The 26,793-nt window shown below is 70.9% G+C and carries 21 protein-coding genes and 1 pseudogene; 9 read left to right on the forward strand and 13 right to left on the reverse strand.

Annotated elements, in window-relative coordinates:
• Positions 1 to 72: 72 nt before the first annotated feature.
• Both ispD and CCS38_RS19755 read right to left on the reverse strand, forming a co-directional pair.
• Positions 73 to 822 carry a 2-C-methyl-D-erythritol 4-phosphate cytidylyltransferase gene (gene ispD / locus CCS38_RS19750; RefSeq protein ID WP_223734627.1) on the reverse strand — a complete coding sequence of 250 codons (750 nt, stop codon included), beginning with the start codon at positions 820 to 822 and terminating at the stop codon, positions 73 to 75.
• Between the two features lie 460 nt (positions 823 to 1,282).
• Positions 1,283 to 1,765, reverse strand: coding sequence for a CarD family transcriptional regulator (locus tag CCS38_RS19755; RefSeq protein ID WP_003953493.1), 483 nt, complete (start codon positions 1,763 to 1,765; stop codon positions 1,283 to 1,285).
• Between the two features lie 774 nt (positions 1,766 to 2,539).
• On the opposite strand from CCS38_RS19755, the gene CCS38_RS19760 reads away from it, so the two are divergent.
• On the forward strand, positions 2,540 to 3,154 hold the full coding sequence (locus CCS38_RS19760; protein WP_223734628.1) for a copper chaperone PCu(A)C domain-containing protein: 615 nt from the start codon (positions 2,540 to 2,542) through the stop codon (positions 3,152 to 3,154).
• 233 nt (positions 3,155 to 3,387) lie between these two features.
• Here the strand turns inward: CCS38_RS19760 and phoP are convergent, their stop codons facing one another.
• Both phoP and phoR read right to left on the reverse strand, forming a co-directional pair.
• Positions 3,388 to 4,059 carry a two-component system response regulator PhoP gene (gene phoP, locus CCS38_RS19765; RefSeq protein ID WP_483855317.1) on the reverse strand — a complete coding sequence of 224 codons (672 nt, stop codon included), beginning with the start codon at positions 4,057 to 4,059 and terminating at the stop codon, positions 3,388 to 3,390.
• Between the two features lie 5 nt (positions 4,060 to 4,064).
• Positions 4,065 to 5,378, reverse strand: coding sequence for a two-component system sensor histidine kinase PhoR (gene phoR, locus CCS38_RS19770; protein WP_223734629.1), 1,314 nt, complete (start codon positions 5,376 to 5,378; stop codon positions 4,065 to 4,067).
• Positions 5,379 to 5,649: 271 nt separating this feature from the next.
• Between phoR and phoU the strand changes: the two genes are divergently transcribed.
• On the forward strand, positions 5,650 to 6,327 hold the full coding sequence (gene phoU, locus CCS38_RS19775) for a phosphate signaling complex protein PhoU (protein ID WP_223734630.1): 678 nt from the start codon (positions 5,650 to 5,652) through the stop codon (positions 6,325 to 6,327).
• 500 nt (positions 6,328 to 6,827) lie between these two features.
• Here the strand turns inward: phoU and CCS38_RS19780 are convergent, their stop codons facing one another.
• Positions 6,828 to 7,748, reverse strand: coding sequence for a pentapeptide repeat-containing protein (locus tag CCS38_RS19780; protein ID WP_223734631.1), 921 nt, complete (start codon positions 7,746 to 7,748; stop codon positions 6,828 to 6,830).
• Between the two features lie 1,114 nt (positions 7,749 to 8,862).
• Here CCS38_RS19780 and CCS38_RS19785 point away from each other — a divergent pair.
• Positions 8,863 to 9,483, forward strand: a complete 621-nt coding sequence (locus CCS38_RS19785; protein WP_223734632.1) for an AICE element replication initiation protein — start codon at positions 8,863 to 8,865, stop codon at positions 9,481 to 9,483.
• 33 nt (positions 9,484 to 9,516) lie between these two features.
• Positions 9,517 to 9,786: pseudogene (locus CCS38_RS19790) on the forward strand (site-specific integrase); the annotation flags it as partial.
• A gap of 78 nt (positions 9,787 to 9,864) precedes the next feature.
• Here the strand turns inward: CCS38_RS19790 and CCS38_RS19795 are convergent.
• Positions 9,865 to 10,626 (reverse strand): phosphoglyceromutase, encoded by a 762-nt coding sequence (locus tag CCS38_RS19795; RefSeq protein ID WP_223734633.1) that lies wholly within the window; start codon positions 10,624 to 10,626, stop codon positions 9,865 to 9,867.
• A gap of 194 nt (positions 10,627 to 10,820) precedes the next feature.
• Here CCS38_RS19795 and CCS38_RS19800 point away from each other — a divergent pair, with 194 nt between their 5' ends.
• Positions 10,821 to 12,116 (forward strand): MDR family MFS transporter, encoded by a 1,296-nt coding sequence (locus CCS38_RS19800; RefSeq protein WP_223734634.1) that lies wholly within the window; start codon positions 10,821 to 10,823, stop codon positions 12,114 to 12,116.
• Here CCS38_RS19800 and CCS38_RS19805 read toward each other — a convergent pair.
• The 3 genes from CCS38_RS19805 to mshA form a co-directional block, all read right to left on the reverse strand.
• On the reverse strand, positions 12,070 to 13,719 hold the full coding sequence (locus tag CCS38_RS19805; RefSeq protein WP_223734635.1) for a glycosyl hydrolase family 28-related protein: 1,650 nt from the start codon (positions 13,717 to 13,719) through the stop codon (positions 12,070 to 12,072). The genes CCS38_RS19800 and CCS38_RS19805 overlap by 47 nt on opposite strands.
• A gap of 116 nt (positions 13,720 to 13,835) precedes the next feature.
• Positions 13,836 to 14,327: a type III secretion system chaperone family protein gene (locus CCS38_RS19810; RefSeq protein WP_030254754.1), complete on the reverse strand. Its 492-nt coding sequence runs from the start codon at positions 14,325 to 14,327 to the stop codon at positions 13,836 to 13,838.
• Positions 14,320 to 15,717: a D-inositol-3-phosphate glycosyltransferase gene (gene mshA / locus CCS38_RS19815; protein ID WP_223734636.1), complete on the reverse strand. Its 1,398-nt coding sequence runs from the start codon at positions 15,715 to 15,717 to the stop codon at positions 14,320 to 14,322. Before mshA ends, CCS38_RS19810 begins: the two co-directional genes overlap by 8 nt.
• A gap of 283 nt (positions 15,718 to 16,000) precedes the next feature.
• Between mshA and CCS38_RS19820 the strand changes: the two genes are divergently transcribed.
• Complete coding sequence (locus tag CCS38_RS19820) at positions 16,001 to 16,831, forward strand: class I SAM-dependent methyltransferase (RefSeq protein ID WP_223734637.1); 831 nt, start codon at positions 16,001 to 16,003, stop codon at positions 16,829 to 16,831.
• Here the strand turns inward: CCS38_RS19820 and CCS38_RS19825 are convergent.
• The 4 genes from CCS38_RS19825 to mshD all read right to left on the reverse strand — a co-directional run bounded on the left by CCS38_RS19825 (position 16,785) and on the right by mshD (position 21,799).
• On the reverse strand, positions 16,785 to 17,225 hold the full coding sequence (locus CCS38_RS19825; RefSeq protein WP_223734638.1) for an NUDIX hydrolase: 441 nt from the start codon (positions 17,223 to 17,225) through the stop codon (positions 16,785 to 16,787). The two genes, CCS38_RS19820 and CCS38_RS19825, sit on opposite strands and share 47 nt — an antisense overlap.
• Positions 17,222 to 18,349, reverse strand: coding sequence for a CHAD domain-containing protein (locus CCS38_RS19830; RefSeq protein WP_372457119.1), 1,128 nt, complete (start codon positions 18,347 to 18,349; stop codon positions 17,222 to 17,224). Before CCS38_RS19830 ends, CCS38_RS19825 begins: the two co-directional genes overlap by 4 nt.
• Positions 18,333 to 20,591 (reverse strand): RNA degradosome polyphosphate kinase, encoded by a 2,259-nt coding sequence (locus CCS38_RS19835; RefSeq protein WP_223734639.1) that lies wholly within the window; start codon positions 20,589 to 20,591, stop codon positions 18,333 to 18,335. Before CCS38_RS19835 ends, CCS38_RS19830 begins: the two co-directional genes overlap by 17 nt.
• Positions 20,592 to 20,869: 278 nt before the next feature.
• Positions 20,870 to 21,799: a mycothiol synthase gene (mshD, locus tag CCS38_RS19840; RefSeq protein WP_223734640.1), complete on the reverse strand. Its 930-nt coding sequence runs from the start codon at positions 21,797 to 21,799 to the stop codon at positions 20,870 to 20,872.
• Positions 21,800 to 21,956: 157 nt separating this feature from the next.
• Here mshD and CCS38_RS19845 point away from each other — a divergent pair, with 157 nt between their 5' ends.
• From CCS38_RS19845 to CCS38_RS19855, 3 genes are all read left to right on the forward strand, one after another.
• Complete coding sequence (locus CCS38_RS19845; protein ID WP_223734641.1) at positions 21,957 to 23,762, forward strand: bifunctional metallophosphatase/5'-nucleotidase; 1,806 nt, start codon at positions 21,957 to 21,959, stop codon at positions 23,760 to 23,762.
• Between the two features lie 111 nt (positions 23,763 to 23,873).
• Positions 23,874 to 25,211 (forward strand): LmeA family phospholipid-binding protein, encoded by a 1,338-nt coding sequence (locus CCS38_RS19850; protein ID WP_223734642.1) that lies wholly within the window; start codon positions 23,874 to 23,876, stop codon positions 25,209 to 25,211.
• A gap of 119 nt (positions 25,212 to 25,330) precedes the next feature.
• Complete coding sequence (locus tag CCS38_RS19855; RefSeq protein WP_223734643.1) at positions 25,331 to 26,791, forward strand: FG-GAP and VCBS repeat-containing protein; 1,461 nt, start codon at positions 25,331 to 25,333, stop codon at positions 26,789 to 26,791.
• The last annotated feature ends 2 nt before the right edge of the window (positions 26,792 to 26,793 follow it).

Consider the following 26,793-nt stretch of genomic DNA (forward strand, 5'->3'; position numbering starts at 1 on the left):
TATACGCCCCCCACCCACCTCAAACCCGACGCACGGGGCCGCAGGCCCAGGGCCCCGGACCGCCGGACCGTCTCAGGCGTACCCGTCCGTCACCCGCCGACGCGCCAGTACCGCCTCGGCGAGGACCAGGTCCAGCGGGCGGGTGACCTTGAACGCCTCTTCGTGGCCGGGTACGACCACGACCGGCGCGCCGAGCCGTTCGACCATGCCGGCGTCGTCCGTGGCGCCCTCGCCGTCGAAGGTCACGGTCGTGTGCGCCTTGACCAGGGTGTCGCGGTCGAAGCCCTGTGGGGTCTGCACGGCGCGCAGCCGGGCGCGCTCCGGTGTGCCCACCACTGGCTCGGATCCACCGTCGGGATCCGGCCGTACTTCCTTCACGGTGTCGGCGAGCGGCAGCGCCGGTACGACGGCGGGCGCGCCGCCCCGTACGGCGTTGATCACGGTGTCGACGGTGTCGACCGGTACGAGGGGCCGCGCCGCGTCGTGGACGAGGACGACGTCGACGTCCTCGGGCAGGGCCTGCAGGCCGAGGCTCACGGACTGCTGGCGGGTGTCGCCGCCGGGGACGACCAGCAGCTCGGTGCGCTCGGGGAAGGTGTGGCTGTCCAGCATCGCGCGTACTTCCGGCGCGCCGTCGGGCGGCGCGACCACGACGACGAGCGAGACGGCGCGGGAGGCCGCCATGGCCCGTACGGCATGGATGAGCATGGGCGTGCCGCCCAGCGCGCGCAGGGCCTTGGGGGCGCCGGGGCCGAGGCGAACGCCGCGGCCGGCCGCGGGGATGACCGCCGCCGTGCGAAGTCGGCGGGAATCTTCAGACATCGGTTGCACTCCGTGAGCCGGGGGTCGCACCCCGAATTTCGAGCGGCAGGTTTGTTTACTCGGCAGAGGTGGGTATGGCCACACCGTGCCGGGCGCGACGCCCCGATCGGACCCTTCCGTGACGACCGGTCGAGCCAGCTGCCCGGGCCCGGCACGCCAGTTCCGGGGTCGGTTCCGGGTATGGCCGTCGCGGTCGGCCCGGGTACGCCGACCGTGGATGCGCCGGTCATCACCGGTCATCACAGCCGTTGGTACGCCGGCCACCAGATATGCCGCAGCGCCCGGCAACGGACTGCTTCCCAGGGAATCCTGAGGAAGCAATCGTCGCTCGGGCACCGCGGCATTTTCGTGCTGAGCACCGCTGAGCGCGCCTCATTGTGCTGAGCGCCTCATTGCGGGGTGTACCACCGTGAGCGATCACTGTGGAGACGATCACTGTGGAGACCCAGCAGCGGCGGGGTCAGGACGCGAGGACCTCGTCGAGCAGAGCCTCGGCCTTGTCTTCGTTGGTGTTCTCCGCGAGGGCGAGCTCGCTCACCAGGATCTGGCGGGCCTTGGCGAGCATTCGCTTCTCACCTGCGGAGAGTCCGCGCTCACGCTCACGGCGCCACAGGTCGCGAACCACTTCGGCGACCTTGATCACGTCGCCGGAGGCGAGCTTTTCGAGATTTGCCTTGTAGCGACGGGACCAGTTCGTCGGCTCTTCGGCATATGGTGCGCGAAGCACCTCGAAGACCCGGTCGAGCCCGTCCTGGCCGACCACATCGCGCACACCGACGAACTCCGCATTGTCCGCTGGCACACGAACCGTCAGATCGCCCTGGGCGACCTTCAGCACCAAGTAGGTCTTGTCCACGCCTTTGATCTGGCGAGTTTCGATGGCCTCGATCAGCGCGGCCCCGTGATGGGGATAGACCACGGTGTCGCCAACCTTGAACGTCATGTGACAGGTACCCCTTCCGTGGCTATCCATCCTAACACGGGAACGGTCCGTTCTGAATGGCGTTTTCGCAGGTCAGGGCGTATCTCGGGGCTTGACAACGACGGTCGTGACGTGCATCGGCCGCTTGCCGGAAGCAGGTATTCGCAGGTCGGAGGCGCTTCTTGAGCGGAGCGAAACGCGTACGTTACAGCTCCGGAAGAGGCCGATCGAGAGGACGAACGTCCCGGTTTGCCGGGATCCGGATGGCGTGCTTCCACTACTCCGTTCGGTCACTCCCGACCACTCCCGCCCGAATCGAGAATTGATCATCACGTCACCCGGCCGGGCGTACCGGACATGATCAATTCGTGTGACGCGGCGCATTCCTTTGCCTTTGCCGCTATTCCTCTCGGCGGCTCCGGTGGATTCCTCCGCGGCGATCACTCGAACGGACGCGAGGTGAATTCTTCCGGCAGTTCCCGTGAGGACTCCGGGGGCTCCGGTAAGCCGGCCGGGCATCCATAGCGACGTGCTGCCGGCAGCGGCGCCGAGCGCGTTCGGACCGGCCGGTCATGACCATGTGAGCGGCGCCTCATCGGCACGTGATCGCGCAGGGGGCGGGTCGGGTGCGGCGGCGGATGGGCGGCTCGGTAACCTAGCGGCGCTGACACACCCTTAGGGCGGCTTTACGTACGGCGCCGACGCGCGGCGTACGGAACGGCCGCCCAGCCGTCCACCCCGCGACCGGGCATGACCGTTCGGCCGCCGAAGCTCGTCCTAGGAGATGCCGCCGCCGTGAGCCGCAGCCTTCGACGCGGCGCCCTCGCCGCCACCGTCCTCACGCTCTCGATCGCCTCGCTCTCCGCGTGCGCGGCCGGGAACGATGCCGCGACGCTGCAAGTCAAGCCGGACAACGCCGCCACCTCCGTCGGCGACATCAAGATCCAGAACGCCGTGGTGATCACCCAGCCGAAGCCGGACGCCAAGGGCCCCGCCGTGGTGTCCGCGACGGTGTTCAACAGCAGCGCGCAGGACCAGACGCTGAACTCCGTGACGGTCGACGGCAGCGGCCAGCAGGCCGAGCTGAAGCCCGCCAAGGGCTCCGGCAAGATCACCGTGCCGGCCGGCGGCTCCGTCGTGATCGGCGGCAAGGGCAACGCCTCGGCCACCCTGTCCAGCGGCCGTGAGGCCGTCAAGGACGGCGACGCGCAGAAGGTGACCTTCGACTTCAGCCGCACCGGCAAGGTGTCGCTGCGGGCGTTCGTCGTCCCGGCGACGAGCTACTTCAAGGACTACGGGCCGGTCGAGGTGCCGCAGCCGAGCCAGTCCGCCTCCGCCACGCCGTCGGGCGCCGCCTCGCCGTCCGAGTCCGGCAAGCCGTCGGAGGGCGCGCACGCCGGCGGCCACTGAGCCGCAGCGGATGCCGTACGGCATCCAGACGCCGTACGGCACCCGGAGCGCAGCCTGACGCCCGTCCCGCCCCCGCCTGCCGCCACAGGCGGGGGCGGGACGGGCGCAGCCGTACAAGGCCGTACGGACGGCAGCAGGGGCGCGCACAACGCCACAAGCGCCCCACCCTGGAGCAGGCGGAGCGCTGGAGCGATGCGTGTCGTACCGGTCGGTTCACCGGCCGACGGGTCGGCTTACGGCTCGAACTTGTACCCGAGGCCGCGGACCGTGACCAGATAACGCGGCGCGCCCGGGTCCGGCTCGATCTTGGCGCGCAGGCGCTTGACGTGGACGTCGAGAGTCTTGGTGTCGCCCACGTAGTCGGCGCCCCAGACACGGTCGATCAGCTGCATACGGGTGAGGACCCGGCCGGCGTTGCGCAGCAGCATCTCCAGCAGGTCGAACTCCTTGAGCGGGAGGTCGACCTTGCCGCCGGAGACCGTGACGACGTGCCGGTCCACGTCCATGCGGACCGGGCCGGCCTCCAGGGCCTGCGGGGTGACCTCCTCCGGCTCGCCGCGGCGGCGCAGGACCGCGCGGATGCGGGCGACCAGCTCCCGCGAGGAGAACGGCTTGGTGACGTAGTCATCGGCTCCTATTTCCAGGCCGACGACCTTGTCGATCTCGCTGTCCTTCGCGGTCACCATGATCACCGGGACGTTGGAACGGCCGCGCAGCTGGCGGCAGACCTCCGTACCGGGCAGGCCGGGCAGCATCAGGTCGAGCAGGACCAGGTCGGCGCCATTGCGCTCGAACTCGTCCAGCGCGTCGGGCCCGGTCGCGGCGATGGCGACCTCGAAGCCCTCCTTGCGGAGCATGTACGACAGGGCGTCGCTGAAGGACTCCTCATCCTCGACGACGAGCACTCGGGTCACGGAAGGACCTCCGGGGCAGGATAGGGCGCACGAAGCGCATCCGGGGAAGTGTGGTGGTGGGTGACGGCCGGGCCGTTGAAGGTGTCGTACGGACCGTCCTCGCCATCGAGGTCGTCCGGGTCTGCTGCGGCGCCGTCCCGCTGGGCGTCGCGGTCACGGACCGCGCCGGCTTCCGGGAGCCGCAGGGTGAAGGTGGAGCCCTGTCCTTCGGCGCTCCACACCGTGACCTCCCCGCCGTGCGAGGCGGCCACATGCTTGACGATGGCGAGACCGAGTCCGGTACCGCCGGTGGCGCGGGAGCGCGCCGGGTCGACGCGGTAGAACCGCTCGAAGATCCGGTCCCGGTCCTTCTCGGAGATGCCGATGCCCTGGTCGGTGACGGCTATCTCGATCATCGTGCCGCCGGACGCCGGGACTCGGCGGCCGGCTATGCCGACGCGGGTGCGGGCCGGGGAGTAGTTGACGGCGTTCTCGACGAGATTGCCGAGGGCGCCGGCGAGCTGGCTTCGATTGCCCCATACGTGCAGGTCATCGATGCCGCCGACGGCCATGGTGATCGACTTGCTGCTGGCCTGCTGGCGGCAGCGGTCCATCGCCTCCTCGACCAGCTCGTCCACACGGACGGGCTCGGCGTCCTCCAGGGGGTTGTCGTTCTGCACCCGGGAGAGGTCGATCAGCTCCTGGACCAGGCTGGTCAGGCGGGTGGCCTCGGTCTGCATGCGGCCCGCGAAGCGGTTCACCGCCTCGGGGTCGTCGCTGGCGTCCATCACCGCCTCGGAGAGCAGCGAGAGCGCGCCGACCGGAGTCTTGAGCTCATGGCTGACATTGGCTACGAAGTCGCGGCGCACCGCTTCTATGCGGCGGGCTTCGGTGAGGTCCTCGACCAGGAGCAGTACGAGGCGGGACCCGAGCGGGGCGACCCGCGCGGAGACGGCGAGGGCGTCGCCGCGGCCGGTGCCGCGGCGCGGCAGATCCAGCTCGACCTGGCGTATCTCCCCGTCCCTGCGGGTGTCGCGCGCCATCTGGAGCATGGGGTCGACGGCGAGCTTGCCGCCTCGTACGAGGCCCAGGGCGTACGCGGCCGAGCTGGCCTTGACCACGCCGTCGGCCTCGTCCAGGACGACCGCGGAGGACCGCAGCACCGAGAGGACGGTGTCCACGCCCGGGGGCAGGACGGCGTCGGTGTGCAGGGACGTACGCGTGGGCTTGGCCTGTTCGCGTTCGCTCCAGCGGAACGCCAGCATGGCGATGACACCGGTACAACAACCGGCGATCGCTGCCACTGCGGCGATGGCCGCGTCCACGTTCATGAGTCCAGGTTATGCGTCGGTTGTGACAGTTCCACAGCCATCAGAGGGTCACCTCGGCCACTGGTTGCCGAGAGTTCACCTTCATGTCGGTACTGATTCACTCCGGAGGGGCGAACCGGTCGCATCCGGGCTCGAACGTGGGAGCGTGGGAATCGTAGGCCCACACCACCAGGGGTGCAGCCCGGGCGACTACGCAGGGGCACGGACCCGGAGATTCTGGATCACGGGCGTCGCAGGCCCACACACGACTCGAAGCGAGAGAAGGTCACTGATGCGGGACGCGTACCACGAGGAGCTGGATTCCATCGGCGAAGGTCTGGTCGAGATGGCCAGGCTCGTCGGCTCCGCGATCGGGCGCGCCACCACGGCGATACTCGACGCGGACCTGAAGCTGGCGGAGAACGTCATCGCCGGCGATGAGAAGGTCGACGATCTGCAGCACGACCTGGAGGCCCGGGCCATAGCCCTGCTGGCGCGCCAGCAGCCGGTCGCCACGGACCTGCGGATCGTTGTGACGTCGCTGCGGATGAGCGCGGATCTCGAGCGGTCCGGGGACCTGGCGCAGCACGTCGCGAAGCTGGCGCGGCTGCGGTTCCCGGAGAAGGCGGTGCCGCAGGACCTGCACGCCACCATTCTGGAGATGGGGCAGCTTGCGCAGCGCCTGATGGCGAAGGCCGCCGAGGTCATCATCACGAAGGACGTCGATCTGGCGCTGCAGCTGGAGCAGGACGACGACGCGATGGACATGCTGCACCGCACGCTCTTCCAGCACCTGATGGACGACCGCTGGAAGCACGGCATCGAGACGGCGGTGGATGTGACGCTGCTGGGCCGTTACTACGAGCGGTTCGCCGATCACGCCGTGTCGGTCGCCAAGCGCGTGGTGTACCTGGTCACGGGCGAGCACGCGGACGAGATCGCGCCGCCGGCCGCGGTCGACGGCAGCTGACCGCCCTCCGGGCGCGGACGGGCGGGGGAGCGTGTGCCCCGCTCCGTGCAGCCGCACGCCGTTGGTGCGCCCCCTGGCGTGGGTAGGGGAGGGAAGGAACCTCCCTTATGGCTGCCAACCAGGAGGCACTTCATGCCCCACTCCCCTGTCATCAGCACACCTGAACCGACACCGGCCAGCGGCTGCTCGTGCGGCCCCGGCTGCAGCTGCGGCTGCCAGTCTGGCGGCTCGTGCAGCTGCGGCGGCAGCTGCGGCTGACGCCCACCGCCGCCCCAGGAACGACAGCGAGCCCCCTGCCAGCGGGAAACCGCAGGCAGGGGGCTCGTTGCTGGGAAGACCGGGGCTTACTTCTTCTTGCCCTGGGTCTGGCGGGCCCGTTTTTCGCCCCTGGTCAGCGGGGCCGGCACCCCAACTGGCCTGGGGATCGACCGTCGTTGTCGGTCGTTGTCGGTGGTCGTTGGTCGACCTCGGAGGGCCCAGAGAGGGCCCGGTGCGGTACCTCAGAGGTCCAGCATCGAAACCGGGTCTCGGTCTAGAGCATCACCATCACGCACTCGGTAAAGGCCCGAAGCGATTTCCTCTGAGCGTGCCCGGATCTGTTCTCGGAGCTCCTCTGGCCACTGTGTCTCACGGTCCCAGCGGGCTTCAACCAGCCAGTCAATATCCAGTGCGACTGCGTCAGTGAGAGTGGCGTGGGTGAGGTTGGCACCCCACAGAGAGACGCCGGCGAGGTTGGCCTGATTGAGGTCGACACCATGAAGATTGGCGCTGCTGAGTTTGGAGTCGGTGAGGTTGACCCGGTTGAGGTCGGCACCGCGAAGGTTGGCGCCGCTGAGGTCGGCGCCGGTGAGGCCGACACTGGTAAGGACAAGGCGGTTGAGGTCGGCGCCGCGAAGATTGGCACCATGGAGGAATGCGCCATAGAGCTTGGCGCCACGCAGGTCAGCGCTGCGGAGATCCGCCTTACCGAGATCGACACTACGGAGATCGGCGCCGGTGAGGTAGGCGAAGTTGAGGTAGGAGTCGCGTAAATCGGCACCACGAAGATTGGCGAGGGAAAGGTCGGCACCGCGAAGATTCGCACCACGAAGATTGGCGAGGGAAAGGTCGGCACCGCGAAGACTCGCACCACGAAGATTGGCGAGGGAAAGGTCAGCACCGCGAAGACTCGCACCACGGTGATTGACGCCGCGAAGGTTGGCACGAAAGAGCTGCCCATTGGCCCGGTCTACAGGACAGGGGCGGCCCTGGTCCGCAGGGCTCTCAAAAGAATGGTCCTTGCCCCGGCGGTTTAGGCCGAATCCGCGTTGGATCACATGGGCCCACCCGAACGTTATGGCTGGGCCTCCGGCTGCCTGGAAGGCTGGGGCACGACGGGAGAGAACAGCGATGACACGGCCGGCGAAAGAACTGGCGTTCATGCCGATCACTCCTCTGGCCTTCGTGCCTCGGACTTGGTTCCGCCCTCAGAGGAAGTCGGTGGCCGCCTAGGTGGGTCAGGCGACGCACTCCTCCCATCCGGCTCGGGCCGATCCGGGCTGGGCCCCGGCGGGGGGAAGTTGCCTGGGCCAGGGTGGGGCGTAATCTCCGGTGGGGGCTGGGCGACGGATGGCTGCAACTGCTGGCTGGCAGTCTGGAGCAGCGGAATCAACATCGTGATTTTTTCCAGCAGTAGAGGGGCAGAAGCACCGGTGACCAGGAACAGCCACGGAAGGTCGGGCTTAGCGATGCTGAAGCCGACGGCGATAGCGACTAGCGTCCCCACCGCGATGCGCAGCACCCCAGCGGTGGTGTATGCGACGACCCCGGGTGCGGGTAAATCTTGCACTGAAGGGCTACCTCCGGTCGGTGAGACCTCCCCCTGCTCCGACGTCAAGCTGTGGGATGCAATGGCCCATGGCATTCGGCGCCATCGGCGCACCGCGATGATGTAGTCCAGTGCCTCCATCGCGAACCCGCCAGCGGCTCCCCACAGCGCCCAGGACGGCCAGCCCATGGCACAGAGGCTACGGCCATAGAACGCTCCGCACTACCTGTCCGGACGCCCCTGAGTCGCAACAAGCAGCGCATGCGACTCCGAAACCTCAATCTTCTAGCTCACGTCTAGCGATAGCGGCAGGAACTTCTAACGCTAGCGGTCCCACTAGCGACCAAAGCTCTCGCTGATCAATGCGTTAGTGGTTGGCAGCTCTGTTTTCCCCTACCCCGAAGATGGTTACGCGGCGCTCAGCAGCTGCCCCGGGCGCTTGTCTTGTCGTTTGTCGTGACGCCTCCGAGAAGGGCCCTGTGAGGACCGCCCTTCGGGCGGACGTTCTTCCGGGCGCCTACGGTTTGTCCACGGCGCGGTCAGTCGGCGACGTACGGCCGTGGCACGCGTCGAGGCTCTTTAGGAGGGGGAGCCTGCCCGGCGGAGTCGGACGCGCGGCGTCCCACTGAAAGGGCCGCGGGTGTCGCTGTCTGTGATGCCGTCTGTGGGAGTTCCACAGTGGTAAACGGATGGGCTCTGAGAGGGCCTGAGCGAGGCTCTGGATCCTCATGCTGGACCTGCAGCTCATCGAGGAGGACCGGCGCCGCACCGAGGAGGAGCTGGACCGCGCCTTCGAAGCGGTCCAGCCGGCCGTGCTCGGTGCCCTCCTCGACCTGCTGGCCTGCGTCCTGGCCGTACTGCCCACGGTGCGGCTGGGCTCCATGCCGCGCATGGCCGACTTCGCGCGCGTCCTGGCCGCCGTGGACCAGGTGCAGGAATGGAAGACCCTGGACGCCTACCTGGCCACCACCGCCAACCTCGCCACCGACGCCCTGGAAGGCGACCCGTTCGGCGCCGCCATCGCGACCCTGGTCGAGCAGGCGGGCACCTGGCGGGAGACCGCCCAGCTGCTCGAAGCGCTGCCCCTGCCGGGCCCCATCCGGCCGCAGGGCTGGCCCAAGGACGCCACCCGCGCCGGCGGCCGCGTCAAGCGCCTCGCACTCCTGCTGCGGTCCATCGGCATCACGGTGGATGACACGCAACGTAGTCCGGACCGTCACCGGCACAAGCTCCTGATCGTCTTCCGCGCGGCGCCCGAGGAGGAGCCAGCGTCCGCAGCCGACCAAGCCTCCCTCTGGCCCGAGGTAGCCCCCATCGGACAAGGCAGAACGCCCACTGAGCTGCACTGACGCATCCGGCGAGCCTGCCGGGCCGGGCCGCCCAACGAAGACCACTGGAAGCCCGCCCTCGCCAAGGCCGGCGTCATCCCCAAGGCCAAGAGCCGCGAGCACGGCATGCACGCGCTCCAGCACTTCTACGCGTCCGTGCTCCTGGACGCCGGCGAGAGCATCAAGGCCCTCGCTGAGTACCTCGGGCACTCCGATCCGGGCCTGACGCTGAAGGTGTACGCGCACCTCATGCCGAGCAGCCGCGAGCGGGCCCGGAAGGCTCTCGGGCGAGCGCTCCAGCCGCAGGATCACCCGAAGGGCTGAGGGCCCAGAGAGGGCCCGGGCCGTGAAAATGCCCCTGAGCCGCGCCGTCTGCGCAGCTCAGGGGCATGATCGAGAGGACTACTTCTTCTTGCCCTGGTTCTTGACTGCCTCGATGGCGGCCTTGGCGGCTTCCGGGTCGAGGTAGGTGCCGCCCGGGTTGAGGGGCTTGAAGTCGGCGTCGAGCTCGTAGGTGAGCGGGATGCCGGTGGGGATGTTCAGGCCGGCGATGTCCGCGTCGGAGATGCCGTCGAGGTGCTTGACCAGGGCGCGGAGGCTGTTGCCGTGGGCGGCGACCAGGACGGTGCGGCCGGTGAGGAGGTCCGGGACGATGCCGTCGAACCAGTACGGGAGCATGCGGACGACGACGTCCTTCAGGCACTCCGTCTGCGGGCGCAGCTCGGGCGGGAGCGTGGCGTAGCGCGGGTCGGAGAACTGGGAGTACTCGGCGTCGCGGTCGAGCGCCGGCGGCGGGGTGTCGTACGAGCGGCGCCAGAGCATGAACTGCTCCTCGCCGAACTCGGCGAGGGTCTGGGCCTTGTCCTTGCCCTGCAGGGCGCCGTAGTGGCGCTCGTTCAGGCGCCAGCTGCGGTGGACGGGGATCCAGTGGCGGTCGGCGGCCTCCAGGGCCAGCTGCGCGGTGCGGATGGCGCGCTTCTGGAGGGAGGTGTGCACGACGTCGGGGAGCAGGCCGGCGTCCTTGAGCAGCTCCCCGCCGCGGACCGCCTCCTTCTCGCCCTTCTCGTTCAGGTTGACGTCCACCCAGCCGGTGAACAGGTTCTTCGCGTTCCACTCGCTCTCGCCGTGGCGGAGGAGGATGAGCTTGTACGGTGCGTCGGCCATGTCTTTGAGACTAATCGAAAACGGTGACAGGCCAGGCAGCGGGCCGGTTCGTGGACTCCGGGGCGCTCGTCTGTGCCCGCCGCTCGACGTTTGACGGTTCGCGTCAATTCAATGGCGTGGACTGACCTGCATATGTAGCTTCCTCTTGGCGCTGGCGCCACTTACATCGCTGGAAGCTGCCCGGGGGAAGCGTCATGTCCATAGCAAGCATGAGAAGAGCCGTCGCACAGAGCGTGTCCGGGCTGCCGCGGCAGTTCTGGTGGCTGTGGACGAGCACGCTGATCAATCGGCTGGGGGCGTTCGTCGCCACGTTCCTGGCGCTGTACCTCACGGTGGAGCGGGGGTACTCGGCGTCGTACGCGGGGCTGGTCGGCGCGTTGTACGGGCTGGGCGGGGTGGTCTCCTCGGTGGTGGCCGGGGTGCTGACCGACCGGCTCGGGCGGCGGCCCACGATGCTGATCGCGCAGCTGGCGACCGCGGTCTCGGTGGCGCTGCTGGGCTTCATGGAGGACCCGGTGGCCATCGCGGCGGTGGCCTGCGTGGTGGGCATGGCGAGCAACGGTTCGCGGCCCGCGGTGCAGGCGATGATGGCGGACATCGTGGCGCCGGAGGACCGGGTGCGGGCCTTCGCCTTGAACTACTGGGCGCTGAACATGGGCTTCGCGATCTCCTCGGCGCTGGCCGGGCTGCTCGCCCAGTACGGCTATCTGCTGCTCTTCCTCGGTGAGTCGGTGCTGGTGCTGGCCTGCGCGGTGGTGGTCTTCGTGAAGCTGCCCGAGTCCCGGCCGGTGGAAGGGACGACGGAAAGCAGCACCACGCAGGAGCCGGTACGGCGTGTGTCGATGATGACCGTGGTGCGGGACGGGCGGTTCATGACCGTTGTCGGGCTGAATCTGCTGCTCGCGCTGCTCTTTCAGCAGGCGTACGTGTCGCTGCCGGTGACCATGGGTCAGGCGGGCTTCAGCAGCTCGAACTTCGGGCTGGTGATCGCCACGAACGGCGTGCTGATCGTGCTGCTGCAGATCCCGGTGACCCGCTTCATCGAGCACCGCAGCCCGGCGGCGCTGCTGATCGGCTCGGCGCTGCTGACCGGTTACGGCTTCGGGCTCACCGCGTTCGCCGGTTCGGTGGCGCTGTTCGCGGTGTCCGTCGCCGTCTGGACGCTCGGCGAGATCATCAACTCCCCCACCCAGATGGGGCTGGTGGTCCGGCTCTCCCCCACCCATGGCCGCGGCCGTTACCAGGGCATGTACGCGCTGTCCTGGTCGGTGGCCTCGCTGGCCGCGCCGCTGCTCGGCGGCGCGGTCATCGACCACTACGGCCCGGCCGCCCTCTGGTCCGCCAGTGCGGTGGTCGGGACGGTCGCGGCGCTCGGTTACGGGCTGCTGCTGCGGCGGATGAACGCGGAGGACCGCGCGCAGGCCGCGGCGGTCCCCGCGCCGGTCACGGGCGCAGCCGCCGCTGCGCCTCGTACAGATTCCGTGGCCTGAGGGCCCCCGGGCGGCCGTACGCCACGAGCCTGCTGTGCAGGTCGCCCGTGAAGTCCGGCTCGTCGATCTGGCCGAACTCGCGGACCTTGGAGATGCCCGCGGTGACGCTGTACGGGGCCAGGCCGTCGATCTTCACCATGCCGGCCCGCCCGTTCGTGACGCGGACGTTCCAGTGCGTGAAGCGGGCCCCGAAGAGCGGCCCCGCACGCAGGTCGCCGCCGTGCTCACCGGTGTTGTCGATGGTGATGTCGGTACGGACGTTGGCGAACGGCATGCCCCGGTGGGAGTCGAACGTGCCCATCTCCATCCGGCCGCGCGACCAGACGTTGTAGCTGGACAGGTTCTCGACGTTGATGCCGTGCAGGATGGTGCCGGGCGGTGCGGGGACGCTGCGCCGCTCGATCACGAAGTCTTCGAAGAGGTTGTCGTGCGCGCCCTCGCGGCAGTAGTACGGATGGTGGGAACCGCGGCCCGCGACACGGGTGTTGCTGATCGTGCAGGAGGACGAGGCGGTCAGCCCGAAGCCGTTGTCGACGTGGCGGGCGACGACGTCCCGTACCCAGCAGTCGTACGCGCACTGCAGGAGGACGCCGTTGTAGCCCTTGTCCTGGAGGTGCAGGGACTGCGGCGTCTCGACCGCCTCGATCGTCAGCCCCTCGACCCCGGCGCCGGTGAGCGCGGGGACGTGGGTGGTGAGCTTTGGTTCCCACTCCGGGCGTACGTCGAGGGGCAGCGGGCGCTCGAAGGTCACCTCACGCCCCTTGATGCGGACGATGCGTACGGGCCACTCGTACGGGACGAAGCTGTTGAGTTTCTCCCTGCCGTCCCAGGTGTACGCGGCGGGGCCGGGGCCGCCGCCCGCCATGTGCTGGAGGAGAGTGTGGTCCTTGTCGTCGGCCAGCTGGAGGAGGACGAGGGCGCCGGGGCGCAGGCGCGAGGTGTTGGCGACCGTCACCGCCCAGTCGCCGCGGCGCGCGGGGCGTACGGAGGTGAGCGTGCGCCACTCGTCGCGCCGGTTGCCCGTCCAGCCCTCGAACGGCCAGTCCCGCTTCTTGATGGCCGCGACGAGGGAGTCGTAACGGGCCGTGGGGCAGAGCCAGATGAGACCGCCGGTCCAGGACCAGGCGGACTTGTCGCCGCCGTACCGGCTGCCGTACGGGCCGATCAGTTCGGTGAGGTGCTTGGTGGCGAGCAGCTTGGTGCGGCCGCTGCCCGCGCCGCGCAGCACCACACGGTTGTGGCCGATGCGGACGATGTCGTCGATGCGGAAGGTGCCGGGCGGGAGGGTGACGGTGCCGCCGCCGCGCCGGCCCGCGGCCTCCAGGGCGCGGTTGAGGGCGGGGGCCGAGTCCTTGCTGCCGTCCGGAACGGCGCCGTGCTCCCGTACGGCGTCGATCACGGGCCCTTCGCCGGCGGCCCGGGGGCCGCGCCGGCAGCCGGCCCGGCCGATGTACGGGATCTGCGGATGCCTGAAGGGGCGGGCGGTGTACTCGTCCCAAAGTGCGTGGTGCCGACCGGCCGCCGAGGCCGGGAGAGCGGGCAGTGCGGCGGCCGCCGCCACGGCGGTCGCGCTGCCCAGCAGGGTGCGCCTGCTGATGTCCATGGGCCGCCCTTCATGCAGGTGAAGAGGTGCATGGGAGAGAAGGCCGCGAGCATGACACGGGCCCGCCGGGCGGTGGAAGAGCCGGGAAGTGTGATCGTGAAATGGGCCGGAAAGTGCTACTTGTCCCGGCCCGTCAGATGGGCGAACGCTTCGAGGTTGCGAGTGGACTCGCCACGCGAGACACGCCACTCGTACTCCTTGCGGATCGCCGACGCGAAGCCCATTTCCAGCAGCGTGTTGAAGGAGCCGTCGGCGTTCTCCAGGACCGTGCCGAGGATGCGGTCCAGCTCCTCGGGGGTGACGGCCGCGAGCGGCAGCTTGCCGACGAGGTAGATGTCGCCGAGCTTGTCGATCGCGTAACTCACGCCGTACAGACGGGTGTTGCGCTCCAGCAGCCAGCGGTGCACCGCTTCGTGGTTCTCGTCGGGGCGGCGCACGACGAAGGCGTTGATGGACAGGGAGTGCTTGCCGACGAGCAGCGAGCACGTCGTGGAGAGCTTGCGGGTGCCGGGCAGCTTGACGACGTAGCTGCCCTCCGCCGGGGACTCCCACTCCAGCTCCGCGTCGTTGAGCGTCGCCTCGATGATCTGCCGCGCGTCGTCAGCCATGCAGTGATCGTAGGCGACGGCGCCGCTCCTGCAGCGCGGCGGTGTACACCTCGGCCGTCGTCGCGGCCGCGGTGTCCCAGCCGAAGGAACCGGCGTGCCGGGCGGCCGCCGCGCCCATCCGCAGCGTGAGCGAGGGATCGTCGGCGAACCGGCGCAGCGCGCGGGCGTAGTCCGCCGGATCGTGCCCGTCGACCAGGAGGCCGCTGACGCCGTCCTTCACGGCGACCGGGAGGCCGCCGACCGACGCCGCGATCACCGGGGTGCCGCACGCCTGCGCCTCTATGGCCACCAGCCCGAAGGACTCGCTGTACGAGGGCATGACCAGCACGCTGGCGGCGCGGTACCAGTCGGCGAGCTGGTCCTGGCCGACCGGCGGCCGGAACCGCACCACGTCCGCGATGCCGAGCCGGGCGGCCAGCTTCTGCAGGCCCTCGGGCTTGGCCAGACCGCTGCCGCTGGGCCCGCCCACGACGGGGACGACGATCCGGGAGCGCAGCGAGGGGTCCCGGTCCAGCAGCACCGCGACCGCGCGCAGCAGGATGTCGGGGGCCTTCAGGGGCTGGATGCGGCCCGCGAAGAGCGGGATCAGCGCGTCCTGGGGCAGGCCGAGGCGGGCCCGGGCCGCGGCGCGGGCGTCGGCGACGCCGCTGCCCGCCGCGATACCGCCGCCCGCCGCGTCGCTCGCCGGCCGGAAGAGGTCGAGGTTGACGCCGGGGTGCACGACCGCGACCTTGCCGGGCTCGGCCTCGTAGTGCCGGACCAGCTCGCCGGCCTCTTCGGCGGTGTTGGCGATCAGGCGGTCCGAGGCGCGCACGATCTGGGTCTCGCCGATCACGCGGGCGGCCGGCTCGGGGGTGTCACCCTCCGCGAGCGCGGCGTTCTTGACCTTGGCCATCGTGTGCATGGCGTGGACGAGGGGGACGCCCCAGCGCTCGGCGGCGAGCCAGCCGACGTGGCCGGAGAGCCAGTAGTGCGAGTGCACCAGGTCGTAATGGCCGGGACGGTGGCCCGCCCACGCCTGCATCACGCCGTGCGTGAAGGCGCACAGCTGGGCGGGCAGGTCCTCCTTGTTCAGCCCCTCGTACGGGCCGGCGTCCACATGCCGTACGAGGACGCCGGGAGCCAGCTCCACGCTGGGCGGCAGGGCACCGGTCGTGGCGCGGGTGAATATCTCGACCTCGATGTTGAGCGCGGCGAGCTTCCTGGCCAACTCGACGATGTAGACGTTCATGCCGCCCGCGTCGCCCGTGCCGGGCTGGTGCAGCGGGGAGGTGTGCACGCTCAGCATCGCCACCCGGCGCGGCTTGCGCGAGCCCCCCAGCCGCAGCCGGGCGGGGCCCGCGAACTGACTCTGGGGACGGCCGCGGAGCCGGGACACGTATTGGCTCACTGCGAGCTACCTCCGAAAATCCGGCAGAAACCCGGCGCAACAGCGCCTCTCCACCGGCCAACAACAGAGCCGGCCGTGCCATTTCCCGCCAGGCGCCGCGCCGCCCCCTCTTTGCCAAAGCGTGACCCTAAGGGATGCTCACCGGATCTTCCCCACCGGTCCACGGGCCGGACGCCCCACGGCCACCGGGCCGGATGCACCTGCCCACCGGGCCGGGCGCCGGGCCAGCCACCGGGCCGGGCGCCCGGCCGGCCCACCGGCCCCCAGCGCATACAGTCATGCCATGGCCCGCAGCTCCTCCCCTCCCCCGTCCGCACGCCCGGTCGGGAGCGCCACCCGCGGGACCACCAACCCGAACCGGTTGCGCCGCATGGACCGCTGGATCGCCGCCACGCACGGTGCGCAGCTGCGCCGCACCGCCGATCCGGTCGCCGTCGACCTCGGGTACGGCGCCGCGCCCTGGACCGCCGTGGAACTGCTGGACCGGCTGCGCACGGCCCGCGCGGACGCGCAGGTGGTGGGCGTCGAGATCGATCCGGCGCGGGTCGCGGCGGCGAAGCCGTACGAGCGGGACGGGCTGGTCTTCCTGCACGGCGGCTTCGAGGTGCCGCTGCCCGGCGCCCCGGGCCGCTCCCCCGCGCTGATCCGGGCGGCGAACGTGCTGCGGCAGTACGACGAGGCCGAGGTCGCCGCGGTCTGGGCGCGGCTCTGCGCACGGCTGGCCCCGGGCGGACTGCTGGTGGAGGGCACCTGCGACGAGATCGGGCGCCGGCACGTCTGGGTCGCGCTCGGCCCGGAGGGCCCCCGCACGGTCACCTTCGCGGCCCGCCTCGCGACCCTGTCCACCCCTTCCGACCTGGCCGAACGGCTCCCGAAGGCGCTCATCCACCGCAATGTGCCGGGCGAGCCGGTGCACGCCTTCCTGCGCGACTTCGACCGTGCCTGGGCGGCGGCCGCCCCCTACGGCGCCCTCAGCGCCCGCCAGCGCTGGATCCGCTCGGTCCACGCCCTGCACGCCGCGGGCTGGCCCCTGACCGACGGCCCCCGCCGCTGGCGCCTGGGCGAGGTCACGGTCCGCTGGGCCGCGCTGGCGCCGGGTGCAGCGCGTCCATGAGCGCGTCGACCAGTGGCCGGTCCCGGTCCTGGGTGAGGCGGTCGCGGGCCTCGGCCGGGGAGAGCCAGGCCAGCCGGTCGACCTCGTCGTTGGGGACGAATTCCCCGCCGCACGCCTCCGCCGCCCAGTAGCGGACCTCCTTGGGCCGGCCGTTCGCCTCGTAGTACACGGTCGAGAGCTCGGTGCCGAGCCGGCAGTCCATGCCGGTCTCCTCGGCGACCTCGCGCACGGCCGCCGCCCGCGCCTCCTCGCCCCGCTTCAGCTTGCCTTTCGGGTGCGACCAGTCGTCGTACTTCGGCCGGTGTACGAGGGCGATCTCCGGCCCGCCCGCCCCCGGTGCGCGGCGCCACAGGACGCAGCCGGCGGCCAGGACTGCCGTGCCGTTGTTGCTCATGCGGGCCTCCAGGCGCGGGTGAAGGCGTAGCGGGCGGCTTCGACCTCGTGGCGCTGGTCGGCGTGGAGGATGCCGAGGGCGTACGCGGTGGCCGGGGCGATGCGCGGGGTGCGGGCCGCGGCGGCCGCCGCGGTGGCGGCCTCGGCCGCGTCACGGTGCCGCTCCAGGGCCCGGGCCGCCTCCAGCAGCCGCAGGTCGGTGACGCCGCCGTCGGCGACCTCCTGCGCGTACCGGCTGTGCCGCAGCAGCAGCCGTACCTGGTGCCAGGCGGCGTCCTGCCGGTCGTCGGTGGACAGTGCCGCGGCGTTGTACGGGTGTCCGGAGCGGGTCAGCGGCAGCGCGGTGACGGCCTCGGCGAGCCGGCGGTGCGCGTGGTCGGCCAGCGGCGGCAGCGCCTCGGTGGCGAGCCGGTCGGCGGCGTTCTTGTCCAGCGGCGCTTCGGAGGCGAGTACGGCGACGGCGTCCGCGACGGCGTGGAAGCGGGAGGAGCCGAGCGCCTGGAGCGCGGCGGAGTGGGCGCGGGTGCGGGCCAGGGTGAGCTGCCGGTCCAGCAGTGCTCCGGCCCGCGCGGCCCCCGCCGCGTTGGTGGCGGCCGGGTCCTTGGGGTCGCGGGTCCGGTCGTCGCGGCTCCGGTCGTCGCGGGTCCGGCCGTCCCGGGTGCCCTCTCTGGTCCCCGTGGTGCGGGACCGCTGCGGGGGCGGGGCGTCGCCCTCGGGGGATCTGGGGGCGCCGGCCGGTTCGGCGGGGCCCGCGACGCGGTGCAGGGCGGCGAGCAGGCGGGCGAGCCGGTCGGCGTAGGCGTGCTCGCGGGCGAGGGTGCCCGACAGCCAGCCCAGTTCGGTGCGGAGCTGGTCGGCCCAGGTCTCGTCGGTCAGCGGCCGGAAGGTGTGCAGCGCGCCGCTGATCCTGCGGGCCGCGGCGCGCAGTTCCCGGGCCGCGTCGCCGGCGCCCCGCGCGTCCGAGCCGCTCTCGCGGTGCAGCCGCAGGTTGCGCAGGAAGGCCGTCGACTGCTCGTGGAGGTAGGCCGAGAGCACCTCGCCGGCCGTCGCGCGGTCGGGCGCCGGACCGGCCACATGGTCACCGGTCCGTTCGCAGGGCGGGGAGAGGTCAGGTCGCAGGGCCACGCCGGCGCCTCCGGGCGTCGATGAGCATTTCTTGTACGTTGCGCAGCGGGGTGCCGTCCGCGTCGACCGCGCGCCGGGTCCAGTTGCCGTCCTCGCCGAGGTGCCAGGAGGAGGTGGTGTCCGACGTGCCGGTCCGCAGCAGACGGTCGAGCGAGGCGCGGTGGCCCGGGTCGGTGACCCGTACCAGCGCCTCGATCCGCCGGTCGAGATTGCGGTGCATCATGTCCGCGCTGCCCAGCCACACTTCGGGCTCCCCTCCGTTGCCGAAGGCGAACACCCGCGAGTGTTCGAGGAAGCGGCCGAGGACGCTGCGCACGCGGATGTTCTCGCTCAGGCCCGGTACGCCGGGCCGCAGTGCACAGATTCCGCGTACCCAGATGTCCACGGACACACCTGCCTGGGAGGCGCGGTACAGGGCGTCGATGACGGCTTCGTCCACCATCGAGTTGACCTTGATGCGGACGTACGCGGGGTGGCCCGCGCGCTGGTGCGCTATCTCCTTGGTGATGCGCTGGACCAAGCCGTCCCGCAGCGACTTGGGGGCGACGAGCAGCCGCCGGTAGGTCTCCCGGCGGGAGTAGCCGGAGAGCCGGTTGAACAGGTCGGAGAGGTCGGCGCCCACCTGCGGGTCGGCGGTCAGCAGCCCCAGGTCCTCGTAGAGCCGAGCGGTCTTCGGGTGGTAATTGCCGGTCCCCACGTGGGAGTAGCGGCGCAGCATGTCGCCTTCCTGGCGGACGACCAGGGAGAGCTTGCAGTGCGTCTTGAGGCCGACCAGGCCGTAGACGACGTGGCAGCCGGCCTCCTCCAGCTTCCGGGCCCACTTGATGTTGGCCTGCTCGTCGAAGCGCGCCTTGATCTCGACCAGGACGAGGACCTGTTTGCCGGACTCGGCGGCGTCTATCAGGGCGTCGACGATCGGGGAGTCGCCGGAGGTCCGGTACAGCGTCTGCTTGATCGCGAGGACGTCCGGGTCGGCGGCGGCCTGCTCCAGGAACGCCTGGACGGAGGTGGAGAAGGAGTCGTACGGGTGGTGGAGCAGGACGTCGCGGTTGCGCAGGGCCGCGAAGATGTCGGGGGCCGAGGCGGACTCGACCTCGGCAAGGTCGCGGTGGGTGCCGGCGACGAACTTCGGGTACTTCAGCTCGGGCCGGTCCAGCGCGGAGATGCCGAAGAGGCCGGTCAGGTCCAGCGGGCCCGGCAGCGGATAGACCTCGGCCTCGGAGATCTTCAGCTCCTGGACGAGCAGGTCCAGGACGGCCGGGTCGATGGACTCCTCGACCTCCAGCCGGACCGGCGGCCCGAAGCGGCGCCGCATGAGCTCCTTCTCCAGGGCCTTGAGGAGGTTCTCCGCGTCGTCCTCCTCGACCTCCAGGTCCTCGTTGCGGGTGACCCGGAACATGTGGTGCGCACGCACCTCCATGCCCGGGAACAGCTCCTCCAGGTGTGCCGCGATGACGTCCTCTATGGGGACGTAGCGGTGCGGGGACGCCTCCAGGAAGCGGGAGAGCAGCGGCGGGACCTTGACCCGAGCGAAGTGGTCGTGGCCGCTGACGGGGTTGCGGACGACCACGGCGAGGTTCAGGGAGAGGCCGGAGATGTACGGGAAGGGGTGGGCCGGGTCGACGGCCAGCGGGGTGAGGACGGGGAAGATCTGGTGGCGGAAGAGGGTGAACAGGCGGGCCTGTTCCTTCTCGGTCAGCTCCGGCCAGCGGATCAGGTGGATGCCGGCGCCGGCCAGCTCCGGGGCGACGTCCTGCTGGTAGCAGGCGGCGTGCCGGGCCATGAGCTCGCGCGAGCGGGTCCAGATCAGGTCCAGTACTTCGCGGGGCTGCAGCCCGGAGGCGGAGCGGGTGGCGACGCCGGTGGCGATTCTGCGCTTGAGCCCGGCGACCCGGACCATGAAGAACTCGTCCAGGTTGGAGGCGAAGATCGCCAGGAATTTGGCGCGTTCCAGCAGCGGCGTGGCCGGGTCCTCGGCCAGTTCCAGTACCCGTTCGTTGAACGCGAGCCAACTGCGCTCGCGGTCCAGGAAGCGGCCGGCGGGCAGCTCCGCGCCGTCGTCGCCCAGCGCGCCGTCGACGTCGTACGCGTCGAGATCGGCGTCGAGGTCCGGTTCCAGCTCGGGCAGGGGGGCCGCCACGGTACTGGGGCGGTGCGCGGCGATCGAACCGACCGAGGGCTGAGCCGGTGCGGACGGCGTCGGGGACGTTGCCGGGGCCTGGGCGCTGGTCTGCTGGTCCATAACCTCATTCTTCCGCGCTCCCGGCAGGGAAGGCGCGTCGGGAGGCGGCGGGGCGGCTCGGAGCCATCGGTCACCGGCCGGCTGCGCGGAGGGCTGCATTCAGTGATGCTCGCAAGCGAGTTTGAATCGCCGGTAACGCGGACATGGCGGACAGGCAAGCGGGGGGCTACTCGGAGGGGATTTTCCGGTGCCGGGCGGGGAGGCGGCGGCGGGCGCGGAGCGCCGCCGCCACCTCATGACACCCCGTCAACTCCGGTGCGCGGCCACCCTGCTGCCGGTCAGAGCTCGGTGCGGTACATCAGGTCCGTCTCGTGCGTGACGAAGCCGAGGCGTTCGTAGACCGTGACGGCGGGGACGTTGTCCGCGTCCACGTAGAGCATCGCCGTCGGCACGCCCTCGGCGGCCAGGTGCCGGAGCCCGATCGCGGTGAGCGCCTTGCCGAGCCCGCCGCCCTGTGCCTCGGGCCGTACGCCCACGACGTAGACCTCGCCCAGGCCCTCCTCGGCGTGCTTCTTCGTCCAGTGGAAACCGACGAGCTTCCCCTCCTTCTCGGCCAGAAAGAAGCCCTTGGGGTCGAACCACGGCTCGGCCTTGCGGTCGTCCAGGTCACGCTGGGTGAGCGAGCCCTGCTCGGGGTGGTGCGCGAAGGCGGCGGCGTTGGCGGCGAGCCAGGCCGCGTCGTCGGTGCCGGGCTGGAAGGTACGGACGGTGACGCCCGGGGGCAGCACCGGCTCGGCCAGGTCCAGGTCGGCCAGCGGGCGGCGCATCTGGCGCAGCTCGCGGAAGAGGGTCAGGCCCAGGGTCTGCGCGAGGTGGCGGGCCGCGGGGTGGCCGCCGTGCGCCCACAGCCGCAGCCGCCGTCCGGACTGCTCCAGCAGCGCGCTGCCGAGCTTGCGGCCCAGGCCGTGGCCACGGAATTCGGGATGCACGACCAGCTCGGCGGCGGGCGCCTCGACCGGGTCGGTGTCCTCCAGCTGTCCGTACCCGACGATGCGGTCGCCCTCGGCGCGCAGCAGTACGTGTTTCACGCCCTCCCGCTGTCCGCCGCGTAGCTGCAGCCGTCCCTGCTCGGACACGGCCGGCTGGCCGTCCGTCCGTGCCGCCGTCTCGATCAGCTCCAGTACGGCACCGGCCACGTCCGGCGTGAGCGCTTCCCGTACCTGCATGTCCCGCCCGGCCGGGCCCGTTCCCTGTGCAGCGTCAGTCATGCCCCGAAGGGTACGGCCCGCCGGGCGTCCGGTGGCGCCCCCCGTCCCCGCATCGCAACCGTCCCTTAACCCGTCGCCTCTGGTGCGCTACGCGCGTTGACCATAGGCTTCCGGTCGCTCGCCACTCCTCATCCGCAGCACACAAGGGGGACGACCCATGTCAGTTACGCCTCATCGGCGCCGTCTCAAGCGCCGCCTGGCGGCCGGGGCGACCGTACTGGCCGCCGCGGCCGGCGTCACCGCGGCGGCGCTGCCCGCCGGCGCCGGCACGCCCGGCGGCCCCGGCCACTCCTCCCGCACCGTCGACGTGCAACTGCTCTCCTTCAACGACTTCCACGGCAACCTGGAGCCGCCGCAGGGCTCGTCCGGCACCGTGGAGGAGGAGCAGGCCGACGGGAGCAGGAAGAAGATCGAGGCGGGCGGCGTCGAGTACCTGGCGAACGCGCTGCGCACGGCGCGCACGGGCCACCCGTACTCCGTCACCGCGGCCGCCGGCGACCTGGTGGGCGCGAGCCCGCTGCTCTCGGGCCTCTTCCACGACGAGCCGACCGTGGAGGCGATGAACAAGCTGAAGCTGGACGTGACCGGCGTCGGCAACCACGAGTTCGACGAGGGGCGCGCGGAGCTGGCGCGGCTGCAGAACGGCGGCTGCCACCCGAAGGACGGCTGTTACGAGGACGGGCGGATATTCGAGGGCGCGGACTACCCGTACCTGGCCGCCAACGTCACCGACGAGAAGACCGGCAAGCCGATCCTGAAGCCGTACACGGTCTGGCAGCACAAGGGCGTGAAGATCGGATTCATCGGCGTGACCCTGGAGGGCACCCCGGACATCGTCAGCGCCGAGGGCGTGAAGGGCCTGAAGTTCCACGACGAGGCCGAGACCATCGACAAGTACGCCAAGGTGCTGGAGAAGCAGGGCGTGAAGTCGGTCGTCGCGCTGGTCCACGAGGGCGGGGCGCCCGCATCCACCGCGTACAACTACGACTGCGACAGCCCGGGTCCCGGCGACGGCATTTCCGGACCGATCACGGACATCGCCAAAAAGGTCACCCCGAAGGTCGACGCGCTGGTCACCGGCCACACCCACCAGGCGTACGCGTGCACGATTCCCGACCCGGCCGGGCAGCCGCGGATGGTCACCTCGGCGGCCTCCTTCGGCAAGCTCTACACCGACACCACGCTGACGTACGACCGGAAGACCAGGGACATCGTGCGGACGGCCGTGAAGTCGGCCAACCACGTGGTGAACCGCACCCAGCCCAAGGCGCCGGACCTGACCTCGCTGATCAAGCGCTGGGACAAGCTGGCCGCGCCGGTCGCGAACAAGCCGGTCGGCTACATCTCCGACGACATCGCGGGCCGCGGCGCGAGCACCCCCGAGTCGCCGCTCGGTGACGTGATCGCCGACGCGCAGCTGGAGGCGACGGCGGACAGCGGCAAGGGCGGCGCGCAGCTCGCCCTGATGAACCCCGGCGGCGTCCGCTCCGACCTGGCCTTCAAGGCGTCCGGGAACGAGGGCGACGGGGTGGTGACGTACGGCGAGGCGTTCACCGTGCAGCCGTTCACGAACATGACGAATGTGATCGGGCTGACCGGCGCGCAGCTGATCACCGCGCTGCAGCAGCAGGTCAGCGGCGCGAACGCGGCCTCCCCGAAGATCCTCCAGGTGTCCAAGGGCTTCACCTACACCCTGGACATGACCAAGTCGGGCGCGGACCGGGTGGTCAAGGACTCGGTGAAGCTGAACGGCGAGCCGATCGACCCGGCGAAGACCTACCGCGTCGCGCTGAACGAGTTCCTGGCGGGCGGCGGTGACGGCTTCCCCGTCTTCAAGGACGGCAAGGACAAGTTCGTCGGCCCGTCGGACCTGGACGCGCTCACCGCGTACCTGGGTGCGCACTCCTCGGCGTCCGGCCCGCTGGCCCCGCCGAAGGCGGACCGCATCACCGTGGTGAAGTAACCCGTCACCGTGGTGAAGTAACCCCTCACCGTGGTGAAGTAACGGCTCATATCCCCACTTACCGACAGTAGGACTTGCGTTCGAGGGTCGTGTACATGGTGGGATGTGCCGATGCGAACCCCCACACGCATATCCGCATCGCACGCACCGCAGGACGCGCAGGGCTCGCAGGAGCCCCGCGCGTCCCAGGGCCCGGACCCACAGGGCGACACCCGTGAGATGGCTCCGGTCAACCCGTACGCGGAGCTCGCCGGGCTGGCCGATCCCGAGCCGGAGCCGGGTCCCGCGCGGACCTACCTCAACGAGCGCGACGACAGCGACGACCCTCTCGGCCTCGGCCTCCGCCCCGAGCCGGACGACGACGAGGCGTGGACGCCGCCCAATCACCGCAAGGCCAGGCGCGGCATCGGCCGGTTCGCCGCCGTGCCGCTCACCGTCAAGCTGCTCGCCACGGTGCTCGCGGCCGCCTCCTTCGCGGGCCTCGCCGACCGGTTCGCCGTGCTGTACGCGCAGAACAAGGCGGCCGAGAAGCTCAAGGACTCGCTCCACCTCGCGGCCGACCCCGAAGTGGACATCGAGGGCTTCCCCTTCCTCACCCAGGTCGCGGACAAGCGCCTGGACCGGGTGCGGGTGACCATCCCCGACCTCGCCGCCGACCGGGTCTCGCTCGCGAAGTTCGAGGCGACGGCGGAGAACGTGACGCTCGACGGCGACCTGCCGACGTCCCTCAAGGGCGGCACGGTCGAGCGGATGCACGGCGACGTGCTGCTCTCCTTCGAGGACATGAACCGTGAACTGGGCGCTTCTCAGGTCAAGTTCAGCGAGCTGGGGCCGAATTCCGTACGCGCGGAAGGGCGGCTGCCGATCGCCGGGCACGAGCTGCGGGTGCATGCCAGGGCCCACATCCGGCAGGCCGGCGACCGCGGCATCTCCACCGAGGTCAGCGGCATGCGGCTGGACATCGGCGACATCGCGGTCTACCGCCCCGGTACCGGGAAGGGTGAGGGCCTGCAGCTCACCCGCAAGACGGCCCGGCAGCTCAGCCGGGAGGCCGCCAAGATCAAGGCGATGCTCGCCGTCCCGGCCATCGCCGACCGCATCGGCATCCCGCACGAGTACATCGAAGCGGCCCTGCACAACGAGAAGAAGCTGCACGACCTGATCGGCACGCCGCGCTTCATCAGCAAGCTGATGAAGGTCAATCTGGTCGATGTCGTCGTCGACCACCCCTGGCTGCTGAAGAAGGTCGGCATCGACCCGAAGATCCTCGGCTCCCTCGCGGGGCTCACCAAGCCGGAGCTCGCGGACCGTATGGACCTCTCCTTCCGCCTCCCCGCCACCCCCGGTGACGTGCGGCTACGCACCATTTCCGTGGAGCGGGAGGGCATCCGGGCCCAACTCTCGGGCACCGGAATCCCGTTCGGGGACGCGGCGAAACAGCAGCGCTGAACCGGGGCCTGTGCGACGGGTGTTACACAACGCGGACAACCATGTGTAGGTGACATTCGTCCTTCCAGGTGTACGAACGGTGCACCCGGGGTGTCCGGGTGCCGACCACAGGAGGAACCGTGCGCCACCGCCCCACCCCCACCGCAGCGCGCTGCGCCGCGGTGGTCGCCCTGCTCACCACCCCGCTCGTGCTGGCCGCCCCGGCGAGCGCGGCCCCCGCGGACACCGCTCCGGCCGCCGCTGCCGCGGGCCCGGCCGGCACCGCGCCCCAGGCCGACTTCAACCACGACGGCTACGCCGACATCGTTGCCACCGCCCCCGGCGGCACGGTCGACGGCACGGCGAAGGCCGGCTACATCACAGTGGTGTACGGCTCCGCCTCCGGTGCCGCCACCGGCAAGCACCAGGTCATCAGCCGCGCCACCGCCGGCGTGCCCGGCTCCCCCACCGAGAACGGCCGCTTCGGCGCCCGCACCGTCGCCCGCGACCTGGACGGCGACGGCACCGGCGACCTCGTCATCACCGGCGGCGGGGCACCGGTCGTGCTGTGGGGCTCCGCCGACGGCAAGGGCGGCGCGGGCAGCCTCCAGGGCGTCGGCGGCCGCAACCTCACCGCCGGGGACTTCAACGGCGACGGCCACGCGGACTTGGTCGCCGACGGCGACGGCTCGGAGGGCTCGGACTCCTCGGGGCTGCACGTGATGTACGGGCCGTTCACCCGGGCCGGGGCGCCCGCCCGGACCGCGGACATCGACACCGGCCACCTCTTCCCCACCGAAGAGCTGGTCGCCGGTGACCTCAACGGTGACGGCCGGGACGACCTGGTCAGCATGCACGCGTTCGAGGAAAGGTCGGAGTCGAGCGAGCTGTGGAAGGGCGGCTCCGGCGGCCTCGCCACCACGTCCACGGAGCTGCCGGACGCCGCCTCGGCCACGGTCGGCGACGTCGACAAGGACGGCTTCGGCGACCTCATATACCGCCCGGTGCCGGGCGGCGTCGTGGAAGACCTCCCGTACGACAAGGGCACCGTCAAGGTCGCGTACGGCTCGGCGGGCGGGCCGGGCACGCGCTCCACGACGATCACCCAGGACACCGCGGGCGTACCGGGCGCGGGCGAGGAGGGCGACCAGTTCGGCTACTCGCTCAGCGCGGGCGATGTGAACGGCGACGGGTACGCCGATGTCGCGGTCGGCGTCCCCTACGAGGACCTGACCTCCGCCTCCGGCGCGGCGCTGAAGGACGCGGGCAGCACGGTCCTCCTCAAGGGCGGCACGGGCGGCCTGACCGGCACCGGCGCCCAGTCGTGGCACCAGAACACGGCGGGCGTGCCGGGCGTGGCCGAGGCCGGTGACCGCTTCGGCGAGGCGGTCTCGCTGCTCGACACGGACGGCGACGGGAAGGCGGATCTCGCGGCGGGTGCGCCGGGCGAGGACGGCACGGCCCCGAAGGACACGGGCGCGGTGTGGTCGCTCCGGGGCGCGGCCGGCGGGCTGACGACGGACGGCGTGGTCTCGTACGGGCCCGGGGCGATCGGTGCCCCCGAGGCGGGAGCGGGCCTGGGCTCGGACTTCGCCCGGTAAGG

It is taken from the genome of Streptomyces purpurogeneiscleroticus (assembly GCF_020024005.1).
GTDB classification, from domain to species: Bacteria; Actinomycetota; Actinomycetes; order Streptomycetales; family Streptomycetaceae; genus Streptomyces; species Streptomyces purpurogeneiscleroticus.

Coding starts and splice junctions, on each gene's coding strand:
- CCS38_RS19825 (WP_223734638.1), bottom strand. CDS start 17,225: ATGAGCAACAACGGCACGGCAGTCCTGGCCGCCGGCTGCGTCCTGTGG.
- CCS38_RS19785 (WP_223734632.1), top strand. CDS start 8,863: ATGCTGGACCTGCAGCTCATCGAGGAGGACCGGCGCCGCACCGAGGAG.
- CCS38_RS19845 (WP_223734641.1), top strand. CDS start 21,957: ATGTCAGTTACGCCTCATCGGCGCCGTCTCAAGCGCCGCCTGGCGGCC.
- CCS38_RS19805 (WP_223734635.1), bottom strand. CDS start 13,719: ATGGACATCAGCAGGCGCACCCTGCTGGGCAGCGCGACCGCCGTGGCG.
- CCS38_RS19810 (WP_030254754.1), bottom strand. CDS start 14,327: ATGGCTGACGACGCGCGGCAGATCATCGAGGCGACGCTCAACGACGCG.
- CCS38_RS19755 (WP_003953493.1), bottom strand. CDS start 1,765: ATGACGTTCAAGGTTGGCGACACCGTGGTCTATCCCCATCACGGGGCC.
- CCS38_RS19780 (WP_223734631.1), bottom strand. CDS start 7,748: ATGAACGCCAGTTCTTTCGCCGGCCGTGTCATCGCTGTTCTCTCCCGT.
- phoU (WP_223734630.1), top strand. CDS start 5,650: ATGCGGGACGCGTACCACGAGGAGCTGGATTCCATCGGCGAAGGTCTG.
- ispD (WP_223734627.1), bottom strand. CDS start 822: ATGTCTGAAGATTCCCGCCGACTTCGCACGGCGGCGGTCATCCCCGCG.
- CCS38_RS19820 (WP_223734637.1), top strand. CDS start 16,001: ATGGCCCGCAGCTCCTCCCCTCCCCCGTCCGCACGCCCGGTCGGGAGC.
- CCS38_RS19795 (WP_223734633.1), bottom strand. CDS start 10,626: ATGGCCGACGCACCGTACAAGCTCATCCTCCTCCGCCACGGCGAGAGC.
- CCS38_RS19800 (WP_223734634.1), top strand. CDS start 10,821: ATGTCCATAGCAAGCATGAGAAGAGCCGTCGCACAGAGCGTGTCCGGG.
- mshD (WP_223734640.1), bottom strand. CDS start 21,799: ATGACTGACGCTGCACAGGGAACGGGCCCGGCCGGGCGGGACATGCAG.
- phoR (WP_223734629.1), bottom strand. CDS start 5,378: ATGAACGTGGACGCGGCCATCGCCGCAGTGGCAGCGATCGCCGGTTGT.
- CCS38_RS19835 (WP_223734639.1), bottom strand. CDS start 20,591: ATGGACCAGCAGACCAGCGCCCAGGCCCCGGCAACGTCCCCGACGCCG.
- CCS38_RS19850 (WP_223734642.1), top strand. CDS start 23,874: ATGCGAACCCCCACACGCATATCCGCATCGCACGCACCGCAGGACGCG.